Genomic DNA, 24,106 nt, shown 5'->3' with positions numbered 1-24,106 from the left:
TGGTCGCAATCCTGTTTACCGGCTGTTTACCGGGGCGGGCGCAATCTGGCCCCGTTCCAGACCGAGGCCCGCCATGCCCTTCCCCCCCGACGGCCCGCCGCCGCCCTCTGATTCGCCGCTGCCCTTGCGCGGCCTCACCGTGCTTGCGGTCGAGGACAGCCGCTTCGCCAGCGACGCGCTGCGCCTGATCCTGACCCGCGCCGGGGCCCGCCTGCGCCGGGTCGAGACGCTGGAGGCGGCGCGGGCGCATCTGGCCAGCTACCGGCCGGACCTGCTGATCGCCGACCTCGGCCTGCCCGATGGAAGGGGGGAGGCGCTGATCGCCGCCGCCGCGGCAGGGGGGATCCCGGTCCTGGCGATCAGCGGCGATCCCGATGGCCGGGCTTCGGCGCTGGACGCGGGGGCGGTGGCCTTCTTCGACAAGCCCTTTCCCTCGATCGCGGGGTTCCTGCGGCTGGTGCGGCAGCTTCTCACCGGCACCGGGCCGGATGTCGCGGCCGAGGCGATGGAGGCCCCGCCCGCCGATCCGATGGCGCTGCGCGACGACCTGGCCCGGGCGGCCGCGCTGGTCGAGGGGGCGGGGGACGCGGGCTATCTGTCGGGCTTCGTCCGGGGACTTGCCCGCACGATCGGCGACGCGCCGCTGGAGGCGGCGGCGGTCCGGGCGCGGGACGAGGCCGGGCGGCAGGCGCTGTCGCGGCTTCTGGCCGAGCGGCTGACGGCGCTTCAGCCGGTCTGACCGCGCAGGGCGGGGTCGTCATTCGCGCGCAGCGGGCCGGTGAGGTCGGACAGGCTGGTGCGCTGGCGCCCTCCGGCGTCGAAGTTCGCGGGCGCGAGCCAGGTCGTGAAGGCGCGCGAGAGGGCGGGCCACTCGCTGTCGATCACCGAGAGCCAGGCGGTGTCGCGGTTGCGGCCCTTGACGATCATGTGCTGGCGGAAGACGCCCTCGAAGCTGAAGCCCAGCCGCCCGGCCGCCCGGCGCGAGGGCAGGTTCAGCGCGTCGCATTTCCACTCATAGCGCCGGTAGCCCGCGTCGAAGGCCCATTGCATCATCAGGAACATCGCCTCGGTCATCGCGGCGCTGCGCTGGAGATGGGGGGCGATGCAGATATGGCCGACCTCGATCCCGCCCGCCTCGGGAGTGATCCGCAGGTAGGAGGCGATGCCGCCGGGCCGTCCGGTCTGCGCGTCGCAGAGCACGAAGAAGCGCGGATCCTCGCCATCCTCGCGCGCGCGGGCCCATTGGTGATAGTCCGCAGCCGAGGCGAAGGGGCCGTAGCCGAGGTAGTCCCAAAGCGAATCATGCCCGGCAAAACCCGCGTGCAGGGCTTCGGCATGGGTATCGGCCTTCAGGGGTTCCAGCCGGACCAGCCGCCCCTGCATCGGGGCGTGGTCGGGTCGGCGGGGCGGGGACCAGCCCTGAACCACGGCTCCCAGTTTCCGTTCCGTCATGCCACCCCCCGCCGCATCTGCCCGCGCAGGCTAGGACGCGGCGCGGGGCGGGGCAAGGGGCGTTCAGGCCTCTTTCGGCAGGACGCGCAGCCGCAGCTCGCGCAGCTGTTCGTTCGTGGGTTCCGACGGCGCCCCCATCAGCAGGTCCTCGGCGCGCTGGTTCATCGGGAACATGATGACCTCGCGGATGTTCTGGGTGTCGGCCAGAAGCATGACCAGCCGGTCGATCCCGGCCGCGCAGCCGCCGTGCGGGGGCGCGCCATACTTGAACGCCTTGACCATGCCGCCGAAGCGCTTGTCGACCTCGCTGTTCGGATAGCCGGCCAATTCGAAGGCCTTGTACATGATCTCGGGCTTGTGGTTGCGGATGCCGCCCGAGATCACCTCATAGCCGTTGCAGGCCAGGTCGTACTGGTAGGCATGGACCTTCAGCGGGTCGCCCATCAGCGCCTCGAGCCCGCCCTGCGGCATCGAGAAGGGGTTGTGCGAGAAGTCGATCTTCCCCTCCTCGGTCGTCTCGTACATCGGGAAATCGACGATCCAGGCGAAGCGGAAGCTGTCGCGGTCGGTCAGCTCCAGCTCCTCGCCGATCACGTTGCGTGCCCGGCCCGCGATCGCCTCGAAGGCCTCCGGCTTGCCGCCGAGGAAGAAGGCGGCATCGCCCTTTTCCAGCCCCAGCTGCTGCCGGATCGCCTCGGTCCGCTCGGGCCCGATGTTCTTGGCGAGCGGGCCGGCCGCCTCCATCCCCGAGCCATCCTCGGCCTCGCGCCAGAAGATATAGCCCATGCCGGGCAGGCCCTGGCTTTGCGCGAAGGCGTTCATCCGGTCGCAGAACTTGCGCCCCACCGGCTCGCCCGAGGGCCCCTTCGGCGCGGGAATGGCGCGGACCTCGTTGCCGTCCTGCTCCAGCAGTCTGGCGAAGATCGCAAAGCCCGAGCCGCGGAAATGCGTGCTGACGTCCTGCATCCGGATCGGGTTGCGCAGGTCGGGCTTGTCCGAGCCATACCACTTGAGCGAGTCGCGATAGGCGATGCGCGGCCAGTCGGCATGGACCTTGCGGCCCTTGCCGAAGGCCTCGAACAAGCCTTGCAGCACGGGCTGGACGGCGGCGAAGATGTCGTCCTGGGTGACGAAGCTCATCTCGATGTCGAGCTGGTAGAAGTCGGTCGGCGAACGGTCGGCGCGCGGGTCCTCGTCCCGGAAGCAGGGCGCGATCTGGAAATAGCGGTCGAAGCCCGCGACCTGGATCAGCTGCTTGAACTGCTGCGGCGCCTGCGGCAGGGCGTAGAACTTGCCCGGATGCAGGCGGCTGGGCACCAGGAAGTCGCGCGCGCCCTCGGGCGAGGAGGCGGTGATGATCGGGGTCTGGAACTCGGTGAAGCCCTGGTCCCACATCGCGTTGCGCAGCCAGCGCACCACGTTCGAGCGCAGCATCATGTTCTGGTGCATCGACTCGCGCCGCAGGTCGAGGAAGCGGTAGGTCAGGCGGGTTTCCTCGGGATATTCGGTGTCGCCGAAGACCGGCAGCGGCAACTCGTCCGAGGCGCCCAGGACCTCGACCTCGGTCACATAGACCTCGATCTCGCCGGTCGGGATCTTGGCGTTCACCAGCGACGCATCCCGCGCCTTGACCTTTCCGTCGACCCGGACCACCCATTCGGCGCGCACCTTTTCCAGCGCGGCGAAGGCGGGGCTGTCGCCGTCACAGAGCAGCTGTGTGATCCCGTAATGGTCGCGCAGGTCGATGAACAGCACGCCGCCATGATCGCGCACCCGGTGGACCCAGCCGGAGAGGCGGACGGTTTCGCCCACATGGGCCTTGTTCAGCGCGGCGCAGGTGTGGCTGCGATAGGCGTGCATAGTCGATCCCTTTCCAAGGGGCAGAATTCCATCGCGCCGATACACCTTGACCGGGCGGCCAAGTCAAGCCCGCGTCAGCGCCCGGCGGCGGCGAGGCGGTGGAAGAGATGGGTGAAGGTGGCGACGCCCAGCACCGGGATCACCAGGTTCAGCACCGGCACCGACAGCGGCGCGGCCATCAGCGTGCCCGCCAGCCAGAGCCGCAACCCGTTGCGCCGCCGCATCGCCTTTGCCTCGGCCGGGGGCAGGCGGCGGAGTGCGACGAGGGTGAAGTATTCGCGGCCGAGCAGGAAGCCGTTGATCGCCCAGAACACCAGCGGGATCGCGGGGCCGGCGAGGGGGTAAAGGAAGAGGGCCAGCAGGTTCACCGCGATGACGACGCCCAGGAAGTTGACCGACTGGCGCAGGCCCTCGGCCCAGGGCAGGGCGGTGGCGGGGGGGAGATGGGGGTAGTGCCGGTCCTCGACCGCATCGGCCACGTCTTCCAGGAACAGCCCGGTGAAGGCCGAGGCGACGGGAACCATAAGGAAGACCGAAAGCCCCAGCATCACCAGGATCGAGGCCCAGCCGAGGAGCGTGTCGATCCCGGTGACGGGACCGACGAAGGGAATCTCGATGCTGTCGGGGGAGAGCCACCAGACCAGCTGCAGGAAGCCCGCATAGGCCGCGACCAGCAGCGCCAGCGCCAGAAGGACGCCGAGCAGCAGCACCCGGCGGAAGCGGCGGTCGCCGATCTGGCCCAGGGCGCGGAGGAAGGCGCCGAGGATCACGCCTCCACCCAGGTCACCAGGCTGGCAAGCTCGGGGCGCGGGCGGTCGGGCCCATCTTCGGGCGGGGTGCCGATATGGACGATCCCGGCCACCGTCTCGTCCCCCTGGCAGCCGAAGGCGCGGGCGGCGAATTCCGGGTCATGCGCGGGCCAGCCGGTCAGCCAGTTCGCGCCCCAGCCCGCGGCCTCGGCCGCATTGAGGATGTTCATGCACAGCGCGCCGGCCGACAGGAGCTGCTCGACCGGCGGGATCTTGGGCAGGGGTTTCGGCGAGGCGATCACCACCACCGCAAGCTTGCCGAGGTCATATTGCCCGCGCCCCTTGGCGATCTTCTCGTCATCGCCGCCAAGCGCGCGCGCGCGGGCCTCGGCCAGGTCGGCAAGCCGGGCGAAGGCCGCGCCGCGCAGGACGACCAGCCGCCAGGGTTGCAGCTTGCCATGGTCCGGGACGCGGGTGGCGGCGGTCAGGATCTCGACCAGCTGGTCACGGTCGGGGACGGGGAGGGTGAAGAGCTTGGCCGGGCGCGAGCGGCGGGCGGACAGGAAGGCGAGGGCGGCGTCGTTGCGGGCGGGCATCTGGGATCCTTCTCACGGTTGCGTGCAAGCTAGCCGGGGCGGGACCCGGATGCCAGAGGGCGGGCTTTTCTCGGGCCCGCGCTCGGGGTATAGCGGCGCATGTCCGAAAACCCGCCGATCCTCCGCCCCGACCTTGCCCGCGCGCTGGTCCCCGACACCCGCCGCGACGGCCAGCCGACCATCGGCATGGTCAGCCTTGGCTGCCCCAAGGCGCTGGTCGACAGCGAGCGCATCCTGACCCGCCTGCGGGCCGAGGGCTATGCGATTTCGCCCGACTACAAGGGCGCGGATGCGGTGATCGTGAACACCTGCGGCTTCCTGGATTCGGCCAAGGCGGAAAGCCTGGAGGCGATCGGCGAGGCCCTGCAGGAAAACGGCCGGGTGATCGTGACCGGCTGCCTGGGGGCCGAGCCGGAATACATCACCGGCGCGCATCCGAAGGTGCTGGCGGTGACCGGGCCGCACCAATACGAGGCGGTGCTGGACGCGGTGCATGGCGCGGTGCCGCCTTCGCCCGATCCCTTCATCGACCTTCTGCCCGCGACGGGCGTGTCGCTGACCCCCAGGCACTATTCTTATCTAAAGATTTCCGAGGGTTGCAACCACAAGTGCAAGTTCTGCATCATCCCCGACATGCGCGGCCGCCTGGTCAGCCGCCCGGCCCATGCGATCCTGCGCGAGGCGGAAAAGCTGGTCGAGGCCGGGGTGAAGGAGCTGCTGGTGATCAGTCAGGACACCAGCGCCTATGGGGTGGATCGCAAGCATGACCTGAGCCCCTGGAAGGGTGGCGAGGTGCGGGCGCATATCACCGACCTCGCGCGCGAACTGGGGAAACTGGGTGCCTGGGTGCGGCTGCATTACGTCTATCCCTATCCGCATGTGCGCGAGCTGATCCCGCTGATGGCGGAGGGACTGGTGCTGCCCTATCTCGACATTCCCTTCCAGCATGCCCATCCCGACACGCTGAAACGCATGGCGCGGCCTGCGGCGGCGGCGAAGACGCTGGACGAGATCGCCGCCTGGCGCGCGGTCTGCCCGGAGCTGATGCTGCGCTCGACCTTCATCGTCGGCTATCCCGGCGAGACCGAGGCCGAGTTCCAGACGCTGCTGGACTGGCTGGACGAGGCGCAACTGGATCGCGTCGGCTGCTTCCAGTATGAGAACGTCGCCGGCGCGCGATCGAACGACCTGCCCGACCATGTGCCCGCCGAGGTGAAGCAGGAGCGGTTTGATCGCTTCATGGAAAAAGCCCAGGCGATTTCGGCGGCGAAACTGGGTGAAAAAGTTGGAAAAGTGCTAGAGGTGATCGTCGACGAGGTGGACGACGAAGGCGCCACCTGCCGCACCAAGGCCGACGCGCCCGAGATCGACGGCAATCTCTTCATCGACGAGGGCTTCGAGGAACTTGCGCCCGGCGACATCGTCGAGGTCGAGGTGGACGAGGCCGGGGAATATGATCTCTGGGGGCGGCGGCGGTAGCCCCCGGCCCCAGGGGCCGGAGGCCACAGGTCACAGCCAGTAGGGCGGGACGCCGTAATAGTCGTAGCTGCGGCGATGGTAGTCGGGATCGTCGAACCAGGTCCTGCTCCAGGAGGGCGCGCCGGTCAGCTGCTCTTGCGTGATGTCGGTGACGAAACCGCCGAGATTGGTGTCATAGGTGAGCTTCTTCCACGGCACCGGGTGTTCACCGGCGCCGAGACCCAGGAAACCGCCGAAGGTCATCACCGCATAGGCGATCTGGCCCGAGACCTTGTCGATCATCAGGTGGTCGATCTGGCCCAGATGGTCGCCAGAGGGGCTGTAGACCTCGGTGCCGTTGACATCGGCGCTGGACACCATGGACGAAGGGGTGCTGTCGCGCGCGCCGCCCGAGGCGGCGGCGCGGTCGGCAAAGGGTGCGTCTTGCATTTCGGTGCCTCTTTCGTTGCGGGTTCCCCGTCAACCAGAGAGGCGGCCGTTTGGTTCCCGGCCCGTCAGGGGCGCAGGGTGAAGCTGCGGCCGAGCGAAACGAAGACCATCGGCGATTCGGCATGCCCGTCGGCATCATCGCGCCAGATGTAGCGCAGGCCGCTGGCAAGCTCCCAGTCGCGGGTTAGCGCGGTGCGGTAGGTGACGCCAAGCCCGGTTTCCTCGATCCGCTCGGAGGCGGCGTCGCTGAGCGCCCAGGAGGCATCGGCGGCGAGAGAGGACAGCGCGTTGATCTCATGCGTCCACTCGACCGAAAGGGCGGTGTCGACGGTCGTCTCGCCATCGTCCGAATCATAGCTGGTGGACCGTTCCAGGCTGACCGTCACCCCGCCGTCCGGAAGCCGTTGGCTCCAGTCAAGGCCGCCGACGAGATCGGTGCCGCCCAGGTCGGACCGGCTGAGCCCGAGCCGCGCCGCGAGCGTGCCGGCGGGCAGTTCCAGCGTGCGGCCGAGGGTGATCGTGGTGCGGTCCTCGCCGCCGTCCTCGGTGCTGTGCGTCAGATCCAGCGAGGCGCTGCCGTTCGCCAGCGCATGCTCCAGTCCGAAGGCGGCGGTCAGCGTGTCGGTCGTGTCGGGCGCGCCGTCCTCGTCCTCGCGGGAAAATTCCAGCGAGACGGTGCCGGTCAGCACCTCGGAGAAGCGCAGGCGGGTGCCGGCTTCCAGGCTGGTCGTCGTCGTGTCGATCAGGTCGGGATCGGTGGTGTCCTCGTATTCGGTGACCTCATGGGCCGCCGTGACGAAGAAGCTGGCCGGCGTGGTGCGGCCGGTCTCGAACCGCAGGGCGACGCCATAGTCGGTCTCGGTTCCGGTGGCATCGGCATCCTCCAGATCCTCGGCCAGGCTGTCGACGTCGTCGCGGATATAGCTGAGGTCGATGCCGAAGACCGCGTTCGGAACCTCGCGCGTGTAGGAAAAGCCCAGCCGGGGGCGGGCGAATTCGGTCACGGTCCCGTCGGTGTCCGGCGCGTTCTCGACCAGCAGCGCGGCCGAGGCGGTGAACTCCAGCCGGTCGAGCGGCGTGGAGGAGTAGAGGCCGAAGCTGAGCGTGGTCGCGGCACTGGCGGTCGAGCCTTCGGCCGGGACCGCGAGCGCAAGATTGCGGCCGTATTCAAGGCGCTCCTCGATCCCGAAGACCAGCCGCAATCCACCCTCCGCATCCTGTGCGGTGGCGGTCGATGCCATCAGGGCGGCGCCAAGACCGATTGCGCCGCCAAGCGGAAATCTTCGTTGCATGGGGGCGCTTACTCGAACAGGCGGCGTTGCGGGACGACGATCACGTCGCCATCGACGAGGCGGGTGGTATTCGAGGCGCCGCGCTCGATGGCGTCGAAGTCGATCCGGTAGATCTTTTCGCTGCCGGACTTGTCGATGCGCCGCAGTTGCAGCCGCTTGGTCGCGGCAAAGGGCGAGAGCCCGCCGGCGGCGGCTATTGCCTGGAGGACCGTGGTGCCGGGGGGGACCTCGACGCGGCCGGGCGTGTTGGCGGCGCCGAGGATGAAGATGTCGATGGTGCGCGCCGGGGCGGCCACCCGCTCGGCCAGGGTGGCGAGGGTCACGAAGACGGTGGGCGGTTCGGCGAAGTTCGGGGCAAGGCGGGCGGCGAGATCGGCCTGGATCTGCGCCAGCGTGCGCCCGGCGGCGCGGACCGAGCCGGTCAGGGGCAGCGAGATCTGGCCGTCCGGCAGGACCATGGCAGAGCGGTTGAGGGTGGTGTCCTCAAGCACCTCGACCTGGACGGTGTCGCCGGGGCGAAGGCGATAATCCTGGGCCAGGCCGGGGTCGGCCAGGAACGGGATGACCATAAGGGCCGCAATCAGCGCCAGCACAAATCTCATCTTGCCTAATCCTTCGTCGGTGAGTCGTGCCAAGCACGCGATTGGATGGTGGGAACCATACGGATTCGTGCAAGCGTCGCAAAGGGTGAATGGCGATTTTTCGGCACTCGGGGCCAAATGCGATCCTTTGGCCCTTTTTGTTTCCTTTCGGGGTGGGGATTCCCGACGGGCGGCCCCGCCCGGCTTGCCCCGGAGGCACCGCAGGACTTAGGGTAGGCGCTACAGAACCTGCGCGAGGCCGGCGCCGGTCGCATTCCCCGGCAAGCGCCGCCCGATGGCGGGGCGGAAAGGGGGGCGAAGGGTGCAAGGCTTTGCAGGACAAGAATTTTCAGTAATCCCTGTTTGCGTCGGGCGGTCTTGAGTATGGAATGGGTCGGAAACGAGGGTGGCGCTGGCGAGAACCTGATCGCCATCGTGGGAATGGCTGCCCACCTGCCGGGGGCGGCGGACATCGGGCAGTACTGGGAGATGCTGCGCGAGGGCCGGTCTGCCGTGCGCCGGCTGACGCCGGAGGAACTGACCGCCGCCGGGGAAAGCCCGGCCGTGCTGAAGAACCCGTCCTATGTCCCCTTTGCCGCTCCGCTGGAGGGATTCGACCAGTTCGACGCCGAGTTCTTCGGGTTTTCGCCGAAGGAAGCCGCGATCCTGGATCCGCAGCACCGGCAGTTCCTGGAGGTGGCCTGGGAGGCGCTGGAGGATGCCGGACACCCGCCCGAGGTGTTCCGGGGCCGGATCGGCGTCTTTGCCGGCTGCGGGATGGGCAGCTATTTCTACTTCAACCTCTGCTCGAACCCCGGCCTGGTGGAGAGCACGGGGATGTTCCTTCTGCGCCATACCGGCAACGACAAGGATTTCCTGTCCACCCGGGTCAGCCATGTCCTTGACCTGAAGGGGCCATCGCTCTCGATCCAGACCGCCTGTTCCACCTCGCTGGTGGCGGTCCATACGGCGGTGCAGTCGCTGCTGGGCGGCGAATGCGACATGGCGCTGGCGGGCGGCGTGACGATCGAGCTGCCGCAGAAGCGCGGCTATCTCTACAAGGAGGGCGAGGTCCTGTCGCCGGACGGGGTCTGCCATGCCTTCGACCGGCGCGGGCAGGGCACGGTCTTCGGCTCGGGCGCGGGGACGGTGGTGCTGCGGCGGCTGGCGGATGCGCTGGCGGATGGCGACCACGTCCGGGCGGTGATCCGGGGCAGCGCGGTCAACAATGACGGCGCGGCCAAGGCGGGCTATCTGGCACCCTCGGTCGAGGGGCAGGCGGCTTGCGTGGCCGAGGCGCTGGCGCTGGCGGATGTGCCCGCCGACACGATCGACTATGTCGAGTGCCATGGCACCGGCACCTATCTGGGCGACCCGATCGAGGTCGCGGCGCTGACCCAGGCCTTCCGCCGCACGACGCAGGACCGGAATTTCGCCCGGATCGGCAGCGTCAAGACCAATATCGGCCATCTGGACACCGCCGCGGGCGTCGCGAGCCTGATCAAGACCACGCTGGCGTTGCAGCACGGGCAGATGCCGCCCAGCCTGAACTTCGAGGTGCCGAATCCCGCGATCGACTTCGAGACCAGCCCGTTCCGGGTCAACGACCGTCTGGCGGACTGGCCGCGCCGCAAGGGGCCGCGCCGGGCGGGGGTGAACTCGCTGGGAGTGGGCGGCACCAATGCGCATGTGGTGCTGGAGGAGGCGCCCGAAGCGGCCGCCAGCGGCGAGAGCGACTGGCCGTTCCAGCTGCTCGCGCTCTCGGCCCGCTCGCCGGCCGCGCTGAACGAGGCTTCGGCCCGGCTGGCGGCGCATCTGCGCGCCCATCCCGAGCAGCCCCTGGCCGACGTGGCCTTTACCCTGAAGGAGGGCCGCCGCGCCTTCGAGCATCGCCGGGTGCTGGTGGCCGCAAGCCATGACGAGGCGGCGGCGCAGCTGGAAGCGGGCGATCCGCGCCGGGTCTTCACCCAGCGCCGGGTGGGCGAGGCGCCGGACGTGGTCTTCATGTTCCCCGGCGGCGGCGCGCAATATCCCGGCATGGCCCGTGACCTTTACGAGACCGAGCCGGTCTTTGCCGAATGGATGGACCGGGGGCTGGACGTGCTGGCGGGGCTGGGCGGCCGCGACATCCGGGCGCTCTGGCTGCCGGAGCCGGGAGAGGAGGCCAGGGCGGCCGAGACGCTGCGCCTGCCCTCGCTGCAGTTGCCGCTGATCCTGATCGTCGAGATCGCGCTGGCGCGGCTTTGGGAAAGCTGGGGGGTGCGGCCCTCGGCGTTGATCGGCCATTCGATGGGCGAGAATGCCGCCGCCCATCTTGCCGGCGTGATGACGCTGGAGGGCGTGATCGGCCTGGTCCATCTGCGCGGGCAACTCTTCGACACGGTGCCCGCGGGCGGGATGCTGTCGGTGCCGCTGTCCGAAGCGGACCTCGGCCCCTGGCTGGGCGATCTGGACATCGCCTCGATCAATGCGCCGGAGCTGACGGTGGTTTCCGGCCCGGATGCGGCGCTGAAGGACCTGGCGGCGCGGCTGGAGGCGGCCGGGATCGAAAGCACGCGCATCGCCATAAACATCGCCGCCCATTCGAAGATGCTGGAGCCGATCCTGGAGCGGTTCCGGGCGCATCTGCGGGGGATGGTGCTGTCCGCGCCCCGGATCCCCATCATCTCGAACCGCTCGGGCAGGGTGCTGACCGATGCCGAGGCGACGAGCCCGGATTACTGGGTCGCGCATCTGCGCGGGACGGTGCGTTTTGCCGACGGGATCCGGACCCTGCGCGAGAAGGCCGACCGGGTCTATCTGGAGGTGGGTCCCGGCCGGGCGCTGGCGACGCTGGCGCAGGCCAACGGGGTGATGGGCGGCCAGCCGGTTCCGGCCAGCCTGCGCCATCCCGAGGACAGGGTCTCGGACGACCGCCATTTCATCGCCACTCTGGGCCGTCTCTGGGCGGTGGGGGCCGCGCCCGACTGGTCGCAGCTTTGGGGCGAGGCGCGGCGCCGGCGCGTGCCGCTGCCGACCTACCCCTTCCAGCGCGCGCGCTATTTCGTCGAGCCGGGCAAGCCCGCCCAGCTGCCCGAGGCCGGGACCGCGGCGGAGCGGCATGGCAGCGTCGAGTCCTTCGGCTATCGCCTGGCCTGGCGCCCGGTGCCGGCCGATTGTCCGGTCGATGTCGAGGCCGATCTTGGGCCGCCGCTGACCTGGCTGGTCTTTTCCGACGAGGCGGGGCTGGCGCGGGCTGCGGTGCAGCGACTGCGCAAGGGCGGGCATCGGGTGATCACCGCCCATGCCGGCGACGCCTTTGCCCGGACCGGCGAGGACAGCTATACGCTGGCCCCCGAGCATGGCCGCGAGGGCTATGACGCGCTGCTGGCCGATCTGGCGCAGCGCGGCCTTGCCCCGCAGCGGATCGCGCATTTCTGGCTGGTGACGGATGCCGAGACCTTCCGGCCGGGGTCGAGCTTCTTTCACCGCAACCTGGAACGGGGCTTCTGGAGCCTGTTCTTCCTTGGCCAGGCGATGGGCGAGATCGGGCTTTCCCCCCTGCCGCATCTGACGGTCTTCACCTCGGGCGCGGCGCAGGTCCGCGACGAGGCGCTGCCCTGGCCGGAAAAGGCCGCGGTCGCGGGCCCGGTGCGGGTGATGCCGCGCGAGCTGTCGGGGCTCACCGCCGCGCTGGTCGACGTCGCCTTGCCCGAAGGCCGCCGTCCCCTTCCGCCCGAGACGCTGGGACTGGTGCTGGAGGAGATGCTTGCCACCCCGGCGAACGCGGTCGCGGCGCTGCGCGGCGCGCGGCGCTACGAGCAGCGCCTGGCCCCCGCGCCGCTGGCCGAGCGGGCCGAGGTGCCCGAGGGTTCCGTCTGGGTGCTGGTTGGCGGGTTCGGCGGCATCGGGGTCACGCTGGCCGAACGGCTGATGCGCGAACATGGGGCAAAGGTCGCGCTGATCGGGCGCAGCCTGCCGGGCCCGGATGGCCAGCGCGCCGGGGTGCTGGAGCGTCTGGCGCGGCTGGGAACGGTCCTGCCGCTGGCGGCCGACGTCTGCAACCCCGAGGAGATGCGCGCGGCGCTCGACCGGGTGCGGGCCGAGCTGGGGCCGATCCACGGGGTCGTCCAGGCCGCGGGCACGGTCGACGATGCGCCGCTGCTGGGCAAGGATCCCGGCGCGGCCGAGGCGGTGCTGTCGCCGAAGGTGCATGGCACGAGGCTGCTGGACGGCCTGCTGCCAGATGGCAGCATCGCGCGGCTGGTGCTGTTCTCCTCGACCTCCACCGTGATCGCGCCGGCGGGCCAGGCCGATTATGTGGCGGCGAACGAATATCTGAACGCCTATGCCCGGTCGCGCTCGGGCGGGCGGACGAAGGTGACGGCGATCGACTGGGGGATCTGGTCGGGGATCGGCATGGCCGCCGACGCCGCCGCCCGGCGCAGCGAGGGCCGGGGCAGCGAAACCCCGCTGCCCGGTCTGCCGATCCTGCAACGCATGGCGCGCGAGGGCGAGGGGAGCCGGTTCTCCACCACGCTCTCCAATGCGCAATGGGTGATGGACGACCACCGGCTGAAGGACGGCACCGCGATCCTGCCGGGGGCCGCCTGGCCCGAGATCGCGGCCGAGGCGCTGGCGGCGCTGGGGCAGGGCGCGGCCTTCACCCTTTCCGGGCTGACGGTGTTCCGTCCGATCCGGCTGGAGGGCGACGCCCCGCGCGACCTGCGGGTGACGCTGACCCGCGACAGGGGCCCCTGGCGGCTGGAGGCGCGGACGCGCGAGACCATGGGCTGGGCGCTGGCGGTCGAGGCCGAGCTTGCGCCGCTGGCGGCGGTGTCGCCGGAGAGACTGGACCTGGCCGCCATCGCGGCGCGCTGCCCCGACCGGCGGCAGGCGCGCGACGGCGGTGCCCTGCCAAGCGCGCAGGAGGATCGCCTGGCCTTCGGGCCGCGCTGGCAGGTGCTGCGGCAGACGGCGCTGGGGCAGGGCGAGGGGCTGGCGACGCTGGCGCTTGCGGCCCATGCGACCGCAGATACCGCCGCCACGGCGCTGCATCCGGCGCTTTACGACATCGGCACCGGCTGGGGGCTGGCGCTGCTGCCCGAGGTGGCGAAGGGCGAGATCTGGGTGCCCGTGACCTCGGGCACGGTGCAGGTCTTCGCGCCCCTCCCGGCCGAAATCCGCAGCTGGGTGCGTTTGCAGGGCGCGCCCGGCGCGGGGAGCGCCAGCTTCGACGTGACGCTGACCGACCCGGCCGGCCGGGTGCTGGTCGAGGTCCGGGGGATCAGCTTCCGCGCGGTTGCGGCGGCGGAAGTGCTGGCCCGCCCCGCCCCCGCCACCCCCGGCGAGGTGGTCGCGGATGACGAGGCGGGGCGCACCCTCTCGCCCGCCGAGGCGCGGCTGAAGCAGGCGCTGGAGGATGGCATCCGCCCGGCCGAGGGGGCCGAGGCCTTCCTGCGCGCGCTGAAGGTCGAGACGCCGCAGGTGCTGGTCTCGTCGCTGGACCTGCCGGCGCTGCTGCGCCAGGCCGAGGTCGGGGACCAGGGCCCCGGCGACGAGGGGCCCGGCTTTGCCCGCCCGACGCTGGAAACCGCCTATGTCGCCCCCCGGACCGAGGTCGAGCGCACCCTGGCCGGGTTCTGGTCAGGGCTCTTGGGCGTCGAGGAGGTGGGGGTCGAGGATGACTTCTTCGCCCTCGGGGGCCATTCGCTGATCGCGGTGCGGCTGTTCGCCAAGATCCGCAAGGAGTGGCAGCTGGACTTTCCGATCTCGGTCCTGTTCGAGGCGCCGACCATCGCCCGCGTCGCGGCGCTGATCGCCGAACGCATCGGCCCCGAGGCGGAGAAATCGGCGGATCCGGCGGCAAAGGCCGACCCCGCCGGGCCCGACTTCACCCATCTGGTCGCCATGCATGGCGGCGGGACGGGGACGCGGACGCCGTTCTTCCTGGTCGCGGGCATGTTCGGCAACGTGCTGAACCTGCGGCATCTGGCGCATCTTCTGGGCAAGGAGCGGCCGTTCTACGGGTTGCAGGCGCGCGGGCTGTTCGGCGACGCCGCCCCGCACGAGACGCTGGAGGCGGCGGCGGCCGACTGCATCGCCGAACTCCGGCAGATCCAGCCCTCGGGGCCCTATCTGCTGGGCGGTTTCTCCGGCGGCGGCCTGACCGCCTGGGAAATGGGCCGCCAGCTGCGCGCGGCGGGCGAGGAGGTGGCGCTGGTCGCGCTTCTGGACACGCCGATGCCGGTGCCGCCGGTGCCCAGCCGGGCCGACCGGGCCGCGATCAAGCTGGCCGAGTTCCGCCAGCACGGGCCGCGCTTCCTGCTGGACTGGCTGCGCCGGCGCAGGGAATGGGCGCGCGCGCAAAAGGCGCTGGCGGCGGGCGAGCCCGACCCGACGGTGCCCTCGTTCCACAATGCGGCGATCGAGGCCGCCTTCCGCCGCGCGGTGGGCGTCTACCGGCTGGAGCCCTGGGCCGAGGGCCGTGTCATCCTCTACCGCCCGCCCCTCGACCGGCGCTGGAAGGTGAGCGGCGGGAACTGGATCAGCAGTGCCAAGGAATATGTCTTCGCCGACAACCAGTGGACCCGCTTCGCCCCCGGCCTCGAGGTGGTCGAGGTGCCGGGCGACCACGATTCCATGGTGCTGGAGCCGAATGTCCGGGTGCTGGCCAACCGGATGCGCGAGGCCATGGCCCGGGCCGAAGCCGCGCGTCCGATCGCAGACGACCACAAGCTTGCTGCTGAATGACTGGAGTGAACCATGACCCTTTCGGCAATCCTGATCGGCAATGAAAGCCTGACCGCGGAATGCGGCAACCTCTGGCTCGAGCGCGGGCATGCGCTTGCCGCCGTCGTCACGCGCGAGGCGCGGGTGGCCGACTGGGCCTCGGCGCGGGGCCTGCGCGTCCTGGCACCGGGGGCGGGGCTGGCGGAGCGGCTGGCGGATCTGGCGGTGGACTGGGTGCTGTCGATCGCCAACCTGTCGCTGGTGCCGCAGGCGGTGCTGGCCCGGGCGCGGATGGGCGGGATCAACTTCCACGACGGGCCGCTGCCGGGCTATGCGGGGCTGAACGCGCCGGTCTGGGCGATCCTGAACGGCGAGACCGGGCATGCCGTCACCTGGCACCTGATGACCCAGGGCATCGACGAGGGCGAGGTCCTGGTCGCGCGCAGCATCGCGATTGCCCCGGACGAGACCGCCTTCACCCTGAACGCGCGGTGCTTCGCGGCGGCGCTGGAGAGCTTTCCGCAGCTGATCGCCGCGCTGGAGAACGGCGGCCAGCCGCGCCAGCCGCAGGGTGCGGGGCCGCGCCATCTTTATCGGCGGGCGGATCGCCCGGCGGCGGCGGGGCGGCTGGATTTCGCCCGGCCGGCCGAGGCGGTGGCGCGGCTGGTGCATGGGCTGGACCATGGCGGCTATCGCAACCCGCTGGCGGTGCCGAAGATCCTGGCCGGGGGCCGGGTGCTGGCGGTGGGCCGGGCCGAGGTGGTGCCGGGCCTGGGTCTGCCGGGGGCGGTGCTGGCGGCGGATGACTCCGGGCTGGTGGTGGCCTGCGGCACCGGCGCGCTGCGTCTCGCGGGGCTGTCCGGGATGGATGGCGCCCCGGTCTGCCCGAAATCGCTGGGCGTGGCGCATCTGGACTCGCCCGCCGCCGAGGAGGCCGCACGGCTGACGGCGGTGCTGGGCCGGGTGGCCGAGGGCGAGGCGCGGTTCCGCTCGCTGCTGCTGGGGGCCGATCCGGTGGCGCTGGGCGGGCCCGGCGGGGCTGCGCCGGACTGGCGCTCGCTGCCGGTCGCGCTGGGCGGGGCGGGGGTGGCACAGGCGGCGCTGGCTTGCCTGCGGGCGTCGGGGCGGGTGGCGGGCGACATCGCCTTTTCCGCCGGTGCCTCGCCCGCGCCGGGCTATGTCCTGGCCTGGGTTCCGCTGCGGCTTGCGGCCTCCGGGCCGCTCGACGCGGCGCTGGCGGCGGTGGAGGCGGACCTTGCCCCTGCGCGGGCGGCGGGGGGCCTCGCGGCCGACCTGGCGCTGCGCGAGCCCGGCCTTGCGGCGCTGACCCCGCCGCCGCTGGCGCTGTCGGAGGGCGACGCGCCGGTCGAGGGATCGGCGGCGACGCTGGCGCTGGGGGCGGCGGCGCTCTGGTACGATGCGGCGCGGCTTCCCTCCGGGGCGGCCGAGGCGCTGGCCGGTCGCATCGGGCGGCTGGCGCAGGCGATGGCGGCGGGGGCCGACCTTGACCGGCTGACCGCCCTGACGCCCGAGGAGGAGGCGCGGCTGCAGGGCGCGCTGGCGGCCACGGCGCGGGAATATGACCGCGCGGGCACGATCCCGGCGGCGGTCCTGGCCATGGCGGCGGCCCGGCCGCAGCACCCGGCGGTGATCGCCGGGAACCAGCGCCTGACCTATGCCGCCCTGGCCGGGCGCGCCGCCCGGATCGCCCATGTCCTGCGCGGGATGGGCGTGGGGCGCGGCACGCCGGTCGGCCTTGCCTGCCGCCGGGGGGCGGAGATGGTGGCCGGGGCCCTGGGCATCCAGATGGCCGGGGGCGCCTATGTGCCGATGGACCCCGCCTATCCGGCCGAGAGGCTGGCGCTTTACGCCGGGGATTCGGGTTGCCCGGTGATCGTGACCGAGGCGGCGGTGGCCGACCTCCTGCCCGCGGGGCCGGAGCAGCTGCTGCTGGATGCCGACGCGCGGCTGGCGAACGCGCCCGCGACGCCGCCGGAAGGCGGGCCGGGGCCGGAAGATCTGGCCTATCTGATCTATACCTCGGGTTCGACCGGGCGGCCGAAGGGGGTGATGGTCACCCATCGCAACGTGCTGAACTTCTTCGCCGGCATGGACGAGGTGATCGGCACCGACCCCGGCACCTGGCTGGCCGTCACCTCGATGTCCTTCGACATCTCGGTGCTGGAGCTGTTCTGGACCCTGGCGCGCGGTTTCACCGTGGTCGTGGCCGACGACGCGGCACGGCTCAGCCCCTCGGGCGGCGGGGCGGTCCATTCCGGCCGGGGGATGGAGTTCAGCCTGTTCTACTGGGGCAATGACGACAGCGCCGGGCCGGCCAAGTATGACCTGCTGCTGGAAGGCGCGAAATTCGCCGATGCCAACGGTTTTTCGGCGGTCTGGACGCCCGAACGCCACTTCCACGCTTTCGGCGGCCCCTATCCGAACCCGTCCGTCACCGGCGCGGCGGTGGCGGCGGTGACGCGCAACATCGGGGTGCGCGCCGGGTCCTGCGTCGCCCCCCTGCATCACCCGGCGCGGATCGCCGAGGAATGGGCGGTGATCGACAACCTGACAGGCGGAAGGGCCGGGCTGGCCATCGCCTCGGGCTGGCAGCCGGACGATTTCGTCCTGCGCCCCGAGAACACGCCCCCCGCCAACCGGCAGGCGATGCTGGACACGATCGCGACGCTGCGCCGGCTGTGGCGCGGCGAGGCGGTGGAGTTCCCCACGGCCGACGGCACGCCCTTCGCCGTGCTGACGCAGCCCCGGCCGGTCTCGAAAGAGCTGCCGATCTGGATCACGACCGCCGGCAACCCCGAGACCTGGCGCGAGGCGGGCCGGCTTGGGGCGCATGTGCTGACCCATCTTCTGGGCCAGTCGCTGGCCGAGGTGGGCGAGAAGGTGACGATCTACCGCGCGGCCTTGGCCGAGGCGGGGCATGATCCCCAGGCCTTCAAGGTCACGCTGATGCTGCACAGCTTCCTGGCCAGAGACCGCGAGACGGCGCGCGAGATCGCGCGCGAGCCGATGAAGGACTACCTGCGCTCGGCGGCCGGGTTGATCAGGCAATATGCCTGGGCCTTCCCGGCGTTCAAGAAGCCGCAGGGGATGACGAATCCGGCGCAGATCGACCTGGGCGCGCTGGAGCCGGAGGAGCTGGAGGCGATCCTGGACTTTGCCTTCCAGCGATATTTCGAGGATTCGGGCCTGTTCGGCACGGTCGCGGATGCGCTGGCCCGGGTGGCCGAGGTCGAGGCGCTGGGCATCGACGAGATCGCCTGCCTGATCGACTATGGCATCCCCTATGCGCAGGTGATGCCCGGGCTGACGCATCTGGCCGAGGTGCGGGCGCGGGCGAACGACCAGGCAGGGGACGGCTCGCTGGCCGGGCTGATCCGCTCGCATGGCGTCACGCATCTGCAATGCACGCCCTCGCTGGCGCGGGTCCTGGCCGAGGACGAGGGCGCGCGCGCCGCGCTGTCGGGGCTGCGGCGGATGCTGGTCGGGGGCGAGGCGCTGCCGGGCCGTCTGGCGGCGGACCTGGCCGGGGTGACCGGCGGGCCGGTCCTGAACATGTATGGGCCGACCGAGACGACGATCTGGTCCTCGGTCGAGGCGACGACGGGAGAGGAGGGCACGGTGAACGTCGGGCGGCCGATCGCCAATACCGCGCTTTACGTGCTGGACGCCGAGGCCCGGCCCCTGCCGGACGGGATGGAGGGGGAACTCTGGATCGGCGGCGAGGGGGTCGCGGCGGGCTATTTCGGCCGCGAGGACCTGACCGCCGAACGCTTCCTTCCCGATCCTTTCGCGGGGCGGGGCCGGATGTATCGCACCGGCGATCTGGTGCGGCGGCGGCCGGACGGGCGGCTCGACTACCTGGGCCGGGCCGACCACCAGGTGAAGATCCGCGGTCACCGGATCGAGTTGAGCGAGATCGAGACCGCGCTGGAAGCCGCGCCGGGCATCCGGCAGGCGGTGGCCCTTGCGCGCGAGGATCAGCCGGGCGACGTGCGGCTGGTGGCCTATGTCACCCACGACGGCCCGGTGGACGAGGCCGCGCTGCGCGCCCGCCTGGCCGGAAGCCTGCCCGAGGTGATGGTGCCCGCGCATGTCCTGGCGCTGGACGCCTTCCCGCTGACGCCGAACGGCAAGATCGACCGCAAGGCGCTGCCCGCACCCTTGGCGCGGGTGGCGGTGGCGGCGGCAGAGACGCCGCCGGCGGATGATCTGGAGGCAGAGATCGCGGCGGTCTGGAGCAGGGTCCTCGGCCTGCCCAGCGTCGGGCGGTCGGACAACTTCTTCAGCCTCGGCGGGCATTCGCTGCTGGCGGTGCAGGCCCATCGCGAGCTGCGCGCCCGGCTGAAGGCCGAGAAACTGGCGATCACCGACATCTTCCGCTTCCCGGTCCTCTCGGCGCTGGCGGCGCATCTGGGCGGCGGCGTTGCGGCCCCGCGCGCGGCAGCGGCGGCTCCGCCGGCCGAGGCGCCCGACCGCGGCGACGCCATGGCCCGCCGCCGCGCCATGCGCGCGGTGCGCGAGCGGGCGCAGGCGCAGTGACAGCCGTGCTCCGGCAGGCGGCGGCCGAGGCTGCGCTGGCGCGGCTGTTCCCGCCGGGCGTTGCGGTCGCGCTGGTCGGGATCGGGCCAGGCGCGCCGCTGCCCGGCGAGGCGGCGGCGGTGGCGGGGGCGGTGCCCGCGCGGGTCGCCGAGTTCGCGGCGGGCCGTCTGGCCGCGCGGCGGGCGCTGGCGGCGCTGGGGCATCCGGCGGTGGCGATCCCTGCCGGCCCGGACCGCGCGCCCTGCTGGCCCGAGGGGCTGGCCGGGTCCATCGCCCATGCGGAAGGCGTCGCGGTCGCGGCGGTGCGCCGGGGCGCTCCGCTGGGCCTGGATGTCGAGGCGGATGCGGGCCTGGAGCCCGATCTCTGGCCGCTGATCTGCGATCCGGTGGAACTGGCGGCGCTGCCCGCGGGCGACCGTGGCCGCGCCGTGCGGCTGGTCTTTGCGGCGAAGGAGGCGGTCTACAAGGCGCAATATCCGCTGACCGGCCAGGTGATCGGCTTCGATGCGGTGCGGGTCACGCTGGAGGAGGAGGGCTTTGTCGCCCGGCTGCGGCAGGAGGTCGGGCCGCTGCCGGAAGGACACCGGCTGCGCGGCCGGATCCTGCGGGCGGGCGGGCTGGTCCTGGCCGGAGTGGCGACGTGAGGAAGGCGCGGGTGATCGCACTGGCGCTGGCGGCACTCGCCGGGGCGGCGGCCTTCTGGTGGCGCAGCGCCCCCCCCGGTCCCGATGCCGCCACGATGACCGCGCTTTACGGCGAACCGCTCGCCCCGCCCCAGGCCCCGCTGGCCGTCTTCCATATCGGCCACAGCCTGGTGAACCGCGACATGCCGGCGATGCTGGCGCAGCTGGCAGGCGAGGGCCACCGCTACGACAGCCAGCTTGGCTGGGGCGCGCCGCTTCGCTCGCATTGGGGCGAGATCCCGGTCAACGGCTTTCAGGCCGAGAACGCCCATCCCCGCTACCGCGACGCGCGCGCGGCGGTGGCGAGTGGCGACTACGACGCGATCGTGCTGACCGAGTCGGTCGAGATCCGCGACGCGATCCGCTATCACGACAGCCCGCGCTTTCTGGCGGCCTTCGCCGAGGCGGCCCGGACGGCGCGGCCGGGGGTGCGGATCTATCTCTACGAGACCTGGCACGAACTGGACGATCCCGAAGGCTGGCTTGCGCGCATCGACGCCGACCTCTCGCGCTACTGGCTGGACGGTGTGCTGCGCCCGGCGCTGGGGCGGCTGCCGCAGGGCGCGCGCATCCACCTGATCCCGGTGGGGCAGGGCCTGGCCGCGCTGGTGCGCGAGGTCGAGGCGCGGGGCGGGGTCGGCGGCCTGCGGGACCGCAAGGACCTGTTCTCGGACCAGATCCACCTGAACGACCTCGGCAACCAGTTCGTCGCCTTGGTGCATTATGCGGTGCTTTATCACAAAAGCCCGGTCGGCCTGCCGCATGCGCTGCTGCGGGCCGACGGCACCCCCGCCGCCGCGCCCGACCCGGAACTTGCCCGCCTGATGCAGGAGGTGGCCTGGACCGTGGCGCGCTCGACCCCCCTGACGGGGGTGGCGCCATGAGGGCCGAGATGCCGATTGCGGTGACGGTCTTCGCGCCCGGAACTCCGGTCTGCGGCACCGAAGATCCCGCCCGTCCGACCTGTTGGAACGGCCGGAAGATGCGGGGCTTTCGGGGCGCGCAACCAGAGGGTGAGGGGTGCCCGGATCCGCTCTCGACTCCGGCCGATCTGCCGGGCAAGGTCGCCCGGAATGGGGCAGGGACGAGGTTGCGGCGGACACATAACCGCCGTTTTCCTGTCGCAGGACGGTGATGGTCCGGGGTGCCGGGCCGGTATGGGCGTGACGATGTGGCGGAGAAAGAATTCTGGCGCGCAAGGGCGGAATGGCGAGGTCGCCCTCCGGGCCGAGACGCGCATCCCCGCCCCGCCGCCCGCCCCGCCGCCTGCCGCGCCGCCCCCCGCCAAGGCCGGGACGCCCGGCGTCTATGACCGGCATTTCGGCCTGACCGCGCGGCCCTTCGCGCTGGCGCCCGACCCCGATGCGCTGTTCTGGACCCCCGCCCACCGCCGCGCCTATGCGATGCTGGAATACGGCCTCATGACCCAGGCGCCGATCACGCTGATCACCGGCGAGGTCGGCTCGGGCAAGACGACGCTTCTGCACCATCTCCTGCGCTCGCTGGACGAGGGGGTGCGGGTCGGCCTGGTGTCGAACCCGAACGGCTCGCGGGCCGAGCTTCTGCGCTGGGTGCTGCTCTCCCTGGGCGAGCCTGCGGGCCCCGACGAGACCTATGTCGACCTCTTTTCGCGCTTCCAGGATCTCCTGATCGCGGAATATGCCGCCGGCCGCCGGGTCGCGCTGATCTTCGACGAGGCGCAGAACCTGGGCCGCAAGGCGCTGGAGGAGCTGCGGATGTTCACCAACATCAACTCGGGCAAGGACGTGCTCTTGCAGCTGATCCTGGTCGGCCAGCCCGAGCTGCGCGAGATCGTGCATCGCCCCGACATGCGCCAGTTCGCGCAGCGCGTCGCGTCGAGCTTTCATCTGGGCATGATGGACCGGGCCACCGTGCGCGGCTATATCGACCACCGGCTGCGGATCGTCGGGATGAAGCGGCGGATCTTCGACGAGGCGGCCGTGACCCTGGTGCATCAGGTGACGGGCGGGGTGCCGCGGCTGGTCAACCAGCTTTGCGACCTGGCGATGGTCTATGCATTCTCCTGCGGGCGCAAGCGGGTGACCGAGGCGCATGTCCGGCAGGTTCTGGACGACGGCACTTTCTTTGCCGTAGATATTCAAGGCATTGAGGGTGATCCGTGACGATGGGATTTGATCTTCGCTTCCAGTTCTTGCTCTTGCTCCGGCGTCTGCCGCAGGTCCTGGCGATCATCGTCGCCGCGACCGGGGCGGGGATCGTCGTGGCCTTCTCGCTGCCGCCGGTCTATCGCGCCGAGGCGCGGCTTCTGGCGGAAAGCCCGCAGATCCCCGACGAGCTGGCCGCCTCGACCGTGCGCTCCTCGGCCGAGGAGATCCTGGGCGCGATCCAGCAGCATCTGCTCACGCGCGAGAACCTGCTGGACCTGGCGCAGCGTTTCGGGATCTATGCCGAGTCCTCCGCCATGCCGGCCGATGTCATGGTCGAGGACATGCGGCGGCGGATCCGCATCGAGATGCCGCCGTTCCAGCAAAGCACCGGGCTGGTGACCGTCTCGTTCGACGCGGCGAACCCCGAGGATTCGGCGGAAGTGACGCAGGCGCTGGTCGCCCAGATCCTCGAGCAGAACGTGGAGATGCGGACCGCGGCCTCGGGCGGGACGCTGGCCTTCTTCCAGCAGGAGGTGAAGCGGCTGAGCGAGGAGATGGCGCAGCAGAACGCCCGCATCCTGGAATTCGAGTCGCAGAACCGCGCGGCCCTGCCCGAAAGCCTGGAATACCGCCGCACCCGCCAGTCCGCGCAGCAGGAGCGCCTGTTGCAGGTCGACCGCGAGCTTGCCGGTTTGCGCGACCGGCGGCAGCGTCTGGCCGAGGTCTATGACCGCACCGGGCGGATCGGGCCGTCGCTGGGCACCCTGACCCCCGAGCAGGCGCGGCTGGAGCAGTTGCGTCAGGAACTGGCCTCGGCGCTGGTCATGTTCTCGCCCGAGAACCCGCGGGTGCGCGCCCTGCAGGTTCAGGTCGAGGCGCTGGAGGAGGCCGTGCGCCAGCAGCTGGGCGGCGGCACCGGCGCGGGCAAGATGAGCGCCTTCGACCTGCAGGTCGCCGATATCGACGGCCAGATCGCCTTTCTGGCCGAGCAGAAGGTCCTGCTGGAGCATGAACTGGCCGAGATCGCCGCCTCGATCGACGCGACCCCGGCCAATGCCATCGTGCTGGGCCAGCTGCGCAGCGACTATGACAACCTGCGCCTGCAATATGACCAGGCGACGCAAAGCCTGGCCGATGCGCGGATGGGCGACCGGATCGAGGAGACCGCCCGGGGCCAGCGGATCACCGTGCTGGAGAATGCCGCCGCGCCGTCGGGCCCGGCGGCCCCGAACCGCAAGCTGATCGCGGCCGCGGGCTTCGGGGCGGGGGTCGTGCTGGCCGGGGCGCTGGTCTTCCTGCTGGAACTCTTGAACGCGACGGTGCGGCGCCCGGCCGAACTGGTCGCGGCGCTGGACATCAAGCCCTTCGGGACGGTCCCCTACATGGAGACCCGGGCCGATGCCGTGCAGGAACGGATGCGGATCGGGGCCGGCATCGCCGTGATCCTGCTGGGCCTGCCGCTCGCGCTCTATCTGGTGGATCTGTATCTGATCCCGCTGAGCGAGCTTCTCGCCATCGCCGCCGAGAAGGTCGGCCTGACCTCATGGGCCGAGCGTCTGCGGCCCGGAACCCTGGGATAAGATCC

General features: G+C 71.2%; 15 protein-coding genes. 8 read left to right on the top strand and 7 right to left on the bottom strand.

What is annotated here, in order from left to right; genetic code table 11:
* The first annotated feature begins 73 nt into the window (after positions 1 to 73).
* Positions 74 to 739 carry a response regulator gene (locus ACE3UA_RS01025; RefSeq protein WP_374641600.1) on the top strand — a complete coding sequence of 222 codons (666 nt, stop codon included), beginning with the start codon at positions 74 to 76 and terminating at the stop codon, positions 737 to 739.
* On the opposite strand, the gene ACE3UA_RS01020 is transcribed toward ACE3UA_RS01025, so the two are convergent.
* The 4 genes from ACE3UA_RS01020 to ACE3UA_RS01005 form a co-directional block, all read right to left on the bottom strand.
* The gene (locus ACE3UA_RS01020) at positions 727 to 1,452 is read right to left on the bottom strand and encodes a GNAT family N-acetyltransferase (protein WP_374641598.1); all 726 of its coding nucleotides are present in this window, start codon (positions 1,450 to 1,452) and stop codon (positions 727 to 729) included. The genes ACE3UA_RS01025 and ACE3UA_RS01020 overlap by 13 nt on opposite strands.
* 63 nt (positions 1,453 to 1,515) lie before the next feature.
* Entirely contained in the window at positions 1,516 to 3,312 is a 1,797-nt protein-coding gene (gene aspS, locus ACE3UA_RS01015) for an aspartate--tRNA ligase (protein ID WP_374641596.1), read from the bottom strand.
* Between the two features lie 74 nt (positions 3,313 to 3,386).
* Positions 3,387 to 4,079, bottom strand: a complete 693-nt coding sequence (locus tag ACE3UA_RS01010; RefSeq protein WP_374641923.1) for an EI24 domain-containing protein — start codon at positions 4,077 to 4,079, stop codon at positions 3,387 to 3,389.
* A complete protein-coding gene (locus ACE3UA_RS01005; protein WP_374641594.1) occupies positions 4,079 to 4,657 on the bottom strand; it encodes a nitroreductase in 579 nt (192 codons plus the stop codon). Before ACE3UA_RS01005 ends, ACE3UA_RS01010 begins: the two co-directional genes overlap by 1 nt.
* 99 nt (positions 4,658 to 4,756) lie before the next feature.
* Here ACE3UA_RS01005 and rimO point away from each other — a divergent pair, with 99 nt between their 5' ends.
* The gene (rimO, locus tag ACE3UA_RS01000) at positions 4,757 to 6,136 is read left to right on the top strand and encodes a 30S ribosomal protein S12 methylthiotransferase RimO (RefSeq protein WP_374641592.1); all 1,380 of its coding nucleotides are present in this window, start codon (positions 4,757 to 4,759) and stop codon (positions 6,134 to 6,136) included.
* A 30-nt stretch (positions 6,137 to 6,166) separates the two neighbouring features.
* On the opposite strand, the gene ACE3UA_RS00995 is transcribed toward rimO, so the two are convergent.
* From ACE3UA_RS00995 to ACE3UA_RS00985, 3 genes are all read right to left on the bottom strand, one after another.
* On the bottom strand, positions 6,167 to 6,565 hold the full coding sequence (locus ACE3UA_RS00995) for a PRC-barrel domain-containing protein (protein ID WP_374641590.1): 399 nt from the start codon (positions 6,563 to 6,565) through the stop codon (positions 6,167 to 6,169).
* Between the two features lie 65 nt (positions 6,566 to 6,630).
* Positions 6,631 to 7,806: a hypothetical protein gene (locus tag ACE3UA_RS00990; RefSeq protein ID WP_374641588.1), complete on the bottom strand. Its 1,176-nt coding sequence runs from the start codon at positions 7,804 to 7,806 to the stop codon at positions 6,631 to 6,633.
* A gap of 59 nt (positions 7,807 to 7,865) precedes the next feature.
* Positions 7,866 to 8,459 carry a polysaccharide biosynthesis/export family protein gene (locus tag ACE3UA_RS00985; RefSeq protein ID WP_374641586.1) on the bottom strand — a complete coding sequence of 198 codons (594 nt, stop codon included), beginning with the start codon at positions 8,457 to 8,459 and terminating at the stop codon, positions 7,866 to 7,868.
* Positions 8,460 to 8,822: 363 nt separating this feature from the next.
* Here ACE3UA_RS00985 and ACE3UA_RS00980 point away from each other — a divergent pair, with 363 nt between their 5' ends.
* From ACE3UA_RS00980 to ACE3UA_RS00955, 6 genes are all read left to right on the top strand, one after another.
* Positions 8,823 to 15,170, top strand: coding sequence for an SDR family NAD(P)-dependent oxidoreductase (locus ACE3UA_RS00980; protein ID WP_374641584.1), 6,348 nt, complete (start codon positions 8,823 to 8,825; stop codon positions 15,168 to 15,170).
* A gap of 12 nt (positions 15,171 to 15,182) precedes the next feature.
* Complete coding sequence (locus ACE3UA_RS00975; RefSeq protein WP_374641582.1) at positions 15,183 to 19,709, top strand: MupA/Atu3671 family FMN-dependent luciferase-like monooxygenase; 4,527 nt, start codon at positions 15,183 to 15,185, stop codon at positions 19,707 to 19,709.
* Positions 19,706 to 20,353, top strand: coding sequence for a 4'-phosphopantetheinyl transferase (locus tag ACE3UA_RS00970; protein WP_374641580.1), 648 nt, complete (start codon positions 19,706 to 19,708; stop codon positions 20,351 to 20,353). Before ACE3UA_RS00975 ends, ACE3UA_RS00970 begins: the two co-directional genes overlap by 4 nt.
* The gene (locus ACE3UA_RS00965; RefSeq protein WP_374641578.1) at positions 20,350 to 21,276 is read left to right on the top strand and encodes a hypothetical protein; all 927 of its coding nucleotides are present in this window, start codon (positions 20,350 to 20,352) and stop codon (positions 21,274 to 21,276) included. The genes ACE3UA_RS00970 and ACE3UA_RS00965 overlap by 4 nt, the downstream gene beginning before the upstream one ends.
* A 285-nt stretch (positions 21,277 to 21,561) precedes the next feature.
* Complete coding sequence (locus ACE3UA_RS00960) at positions 21,562 to 22,536, top strand: ExeA family protein (RefSeq protein WP_374641576.1); 975 nt, start codon at positions 21,562 to 21,564, stop codon at positions 22,534 to 22,536.
* A 2-nt stretch (positions 22,537 to 22,538) separates the two neighbouring features.
* A complete protein-coding gene (locus tag ACE3UA_RS00955) occupies positions 22,539 to 24,101 on the top strand; it encodes a GumC family protein (protein ID WP_374641574.1) in 1,563 nt (520 codons plus the stop codon).
* The last annotated feature ends 5 nt before the right edge of the window (positions 24,102 to 24,106 follow it).

Origin of the sequence: Tabrizicola sp., from assembly GCF_041919135.1 — a bacterium.
Lineage (GTDB): Bacteria > Pseudomonadota > Alphaproteobacteria > Rhodobacterales > Rhodobacteraceae > Tabrizicola.
The sequence above is the reverse complement of the archived record's forward strand: the minus strand, read 5'-3'. Positions and strand labels throughout refer to the sequence as shown.

What these genes read in the sequence shown, in the direction of transcription:
- ACE3UA_RS01025 (WP_374641600.1), top strand. Translation starts at nt 74, where the DNA reads ATGCCCTTCCCCCCCGACGGCCCGCCGCCGCCCTCTGATTCGCCGCTG.
- ACE3UA_RS01020 (WP_374641598.1), bottom strand. Translation starts at nt 1,452, where the DNA reads ATGACGGAACGGAAACTGGGAGCCGTGGTTCAGGGCTGGTCCCCGCCC.
- aspS (WP_374641596.1), bottom strand. Translation starts at nt 3,312, where the DNA reads ATGCACGCCTATCGCAGCCACACCTGCGCCGCGCTGAACAAGGCCCAT.
- ACE3UA_RS01005 (WP_374641594.1), bottom strand. Translation starts at nt 4,657, where the DNA reads ATGCCCGCCCGCAACGACGCCGCCCTCGCCTTCCTGTCCGCCCGCCGC.
- rimO (WP_374641592.1), top strand. Translation starts at nt 4,757, where the DNA reads ATGTCCGAAAACCCGCCGATCCTCCGCCCCGACCTTGCCCGCGCGCTG.
- ACE3UA_RS00995 (WP_374641590.1), bottom strand. Translation starts at nt 6,565, where the DNA reads ATGCAAGACGCACCCTTTGCCGACCGCGCCGCCGCCTCGGGCGGCGCG.
- ACE3UA_RS00990 (WP_374641588.1), bottom strand. Translation starts at nt 7,806, where the DNA reads ATGGCATCGACCGCCACCGCACAGGATGCGGAGGGTGGATTGCGGCTG.
- ACE3UA_RS00985 (WP_374641586.1), bottom strand. Translation starts at nt 8,459, where the DNA reads ATGAGATTTGTGCTGGCGCTGATTGCGGCCCTTATGGTCATCCCGTTC.
- ACE3UA_RS00980 (WP_374641584.1), top strand. Translation starts at nt 8,823, where the DNA reads ATGGAATGGGTCGGAAACGAGGGTGGCGCTGGCGAGAACCTGATCGCC.
- ACE3UA_RS00975 (WP_374641582.1), top strand. Translation starts at nt 15,183, where the DNA reads ATGACCCTTTCGGCAATCCTGATCGGCAATGAAAGCCTGACCGCGGAA.
- ACE3UA_RS00960 (WP_374641576.1), top strand. Translation starts at nt 21,562, where the DNA reads ATGTGGCGGAGAAAGAATTCTGGCGCGCAAGGGCGGAATGGCGAGGTC.
- ACE3UA_RS00955 (WP_374641574.1), top strand. Translation starts at nt 22,539, where the DNA reads ATGGGATTTGATCTTCGCTTCCAGTTCTTGCTCTTGCTCCGGCGTCTG.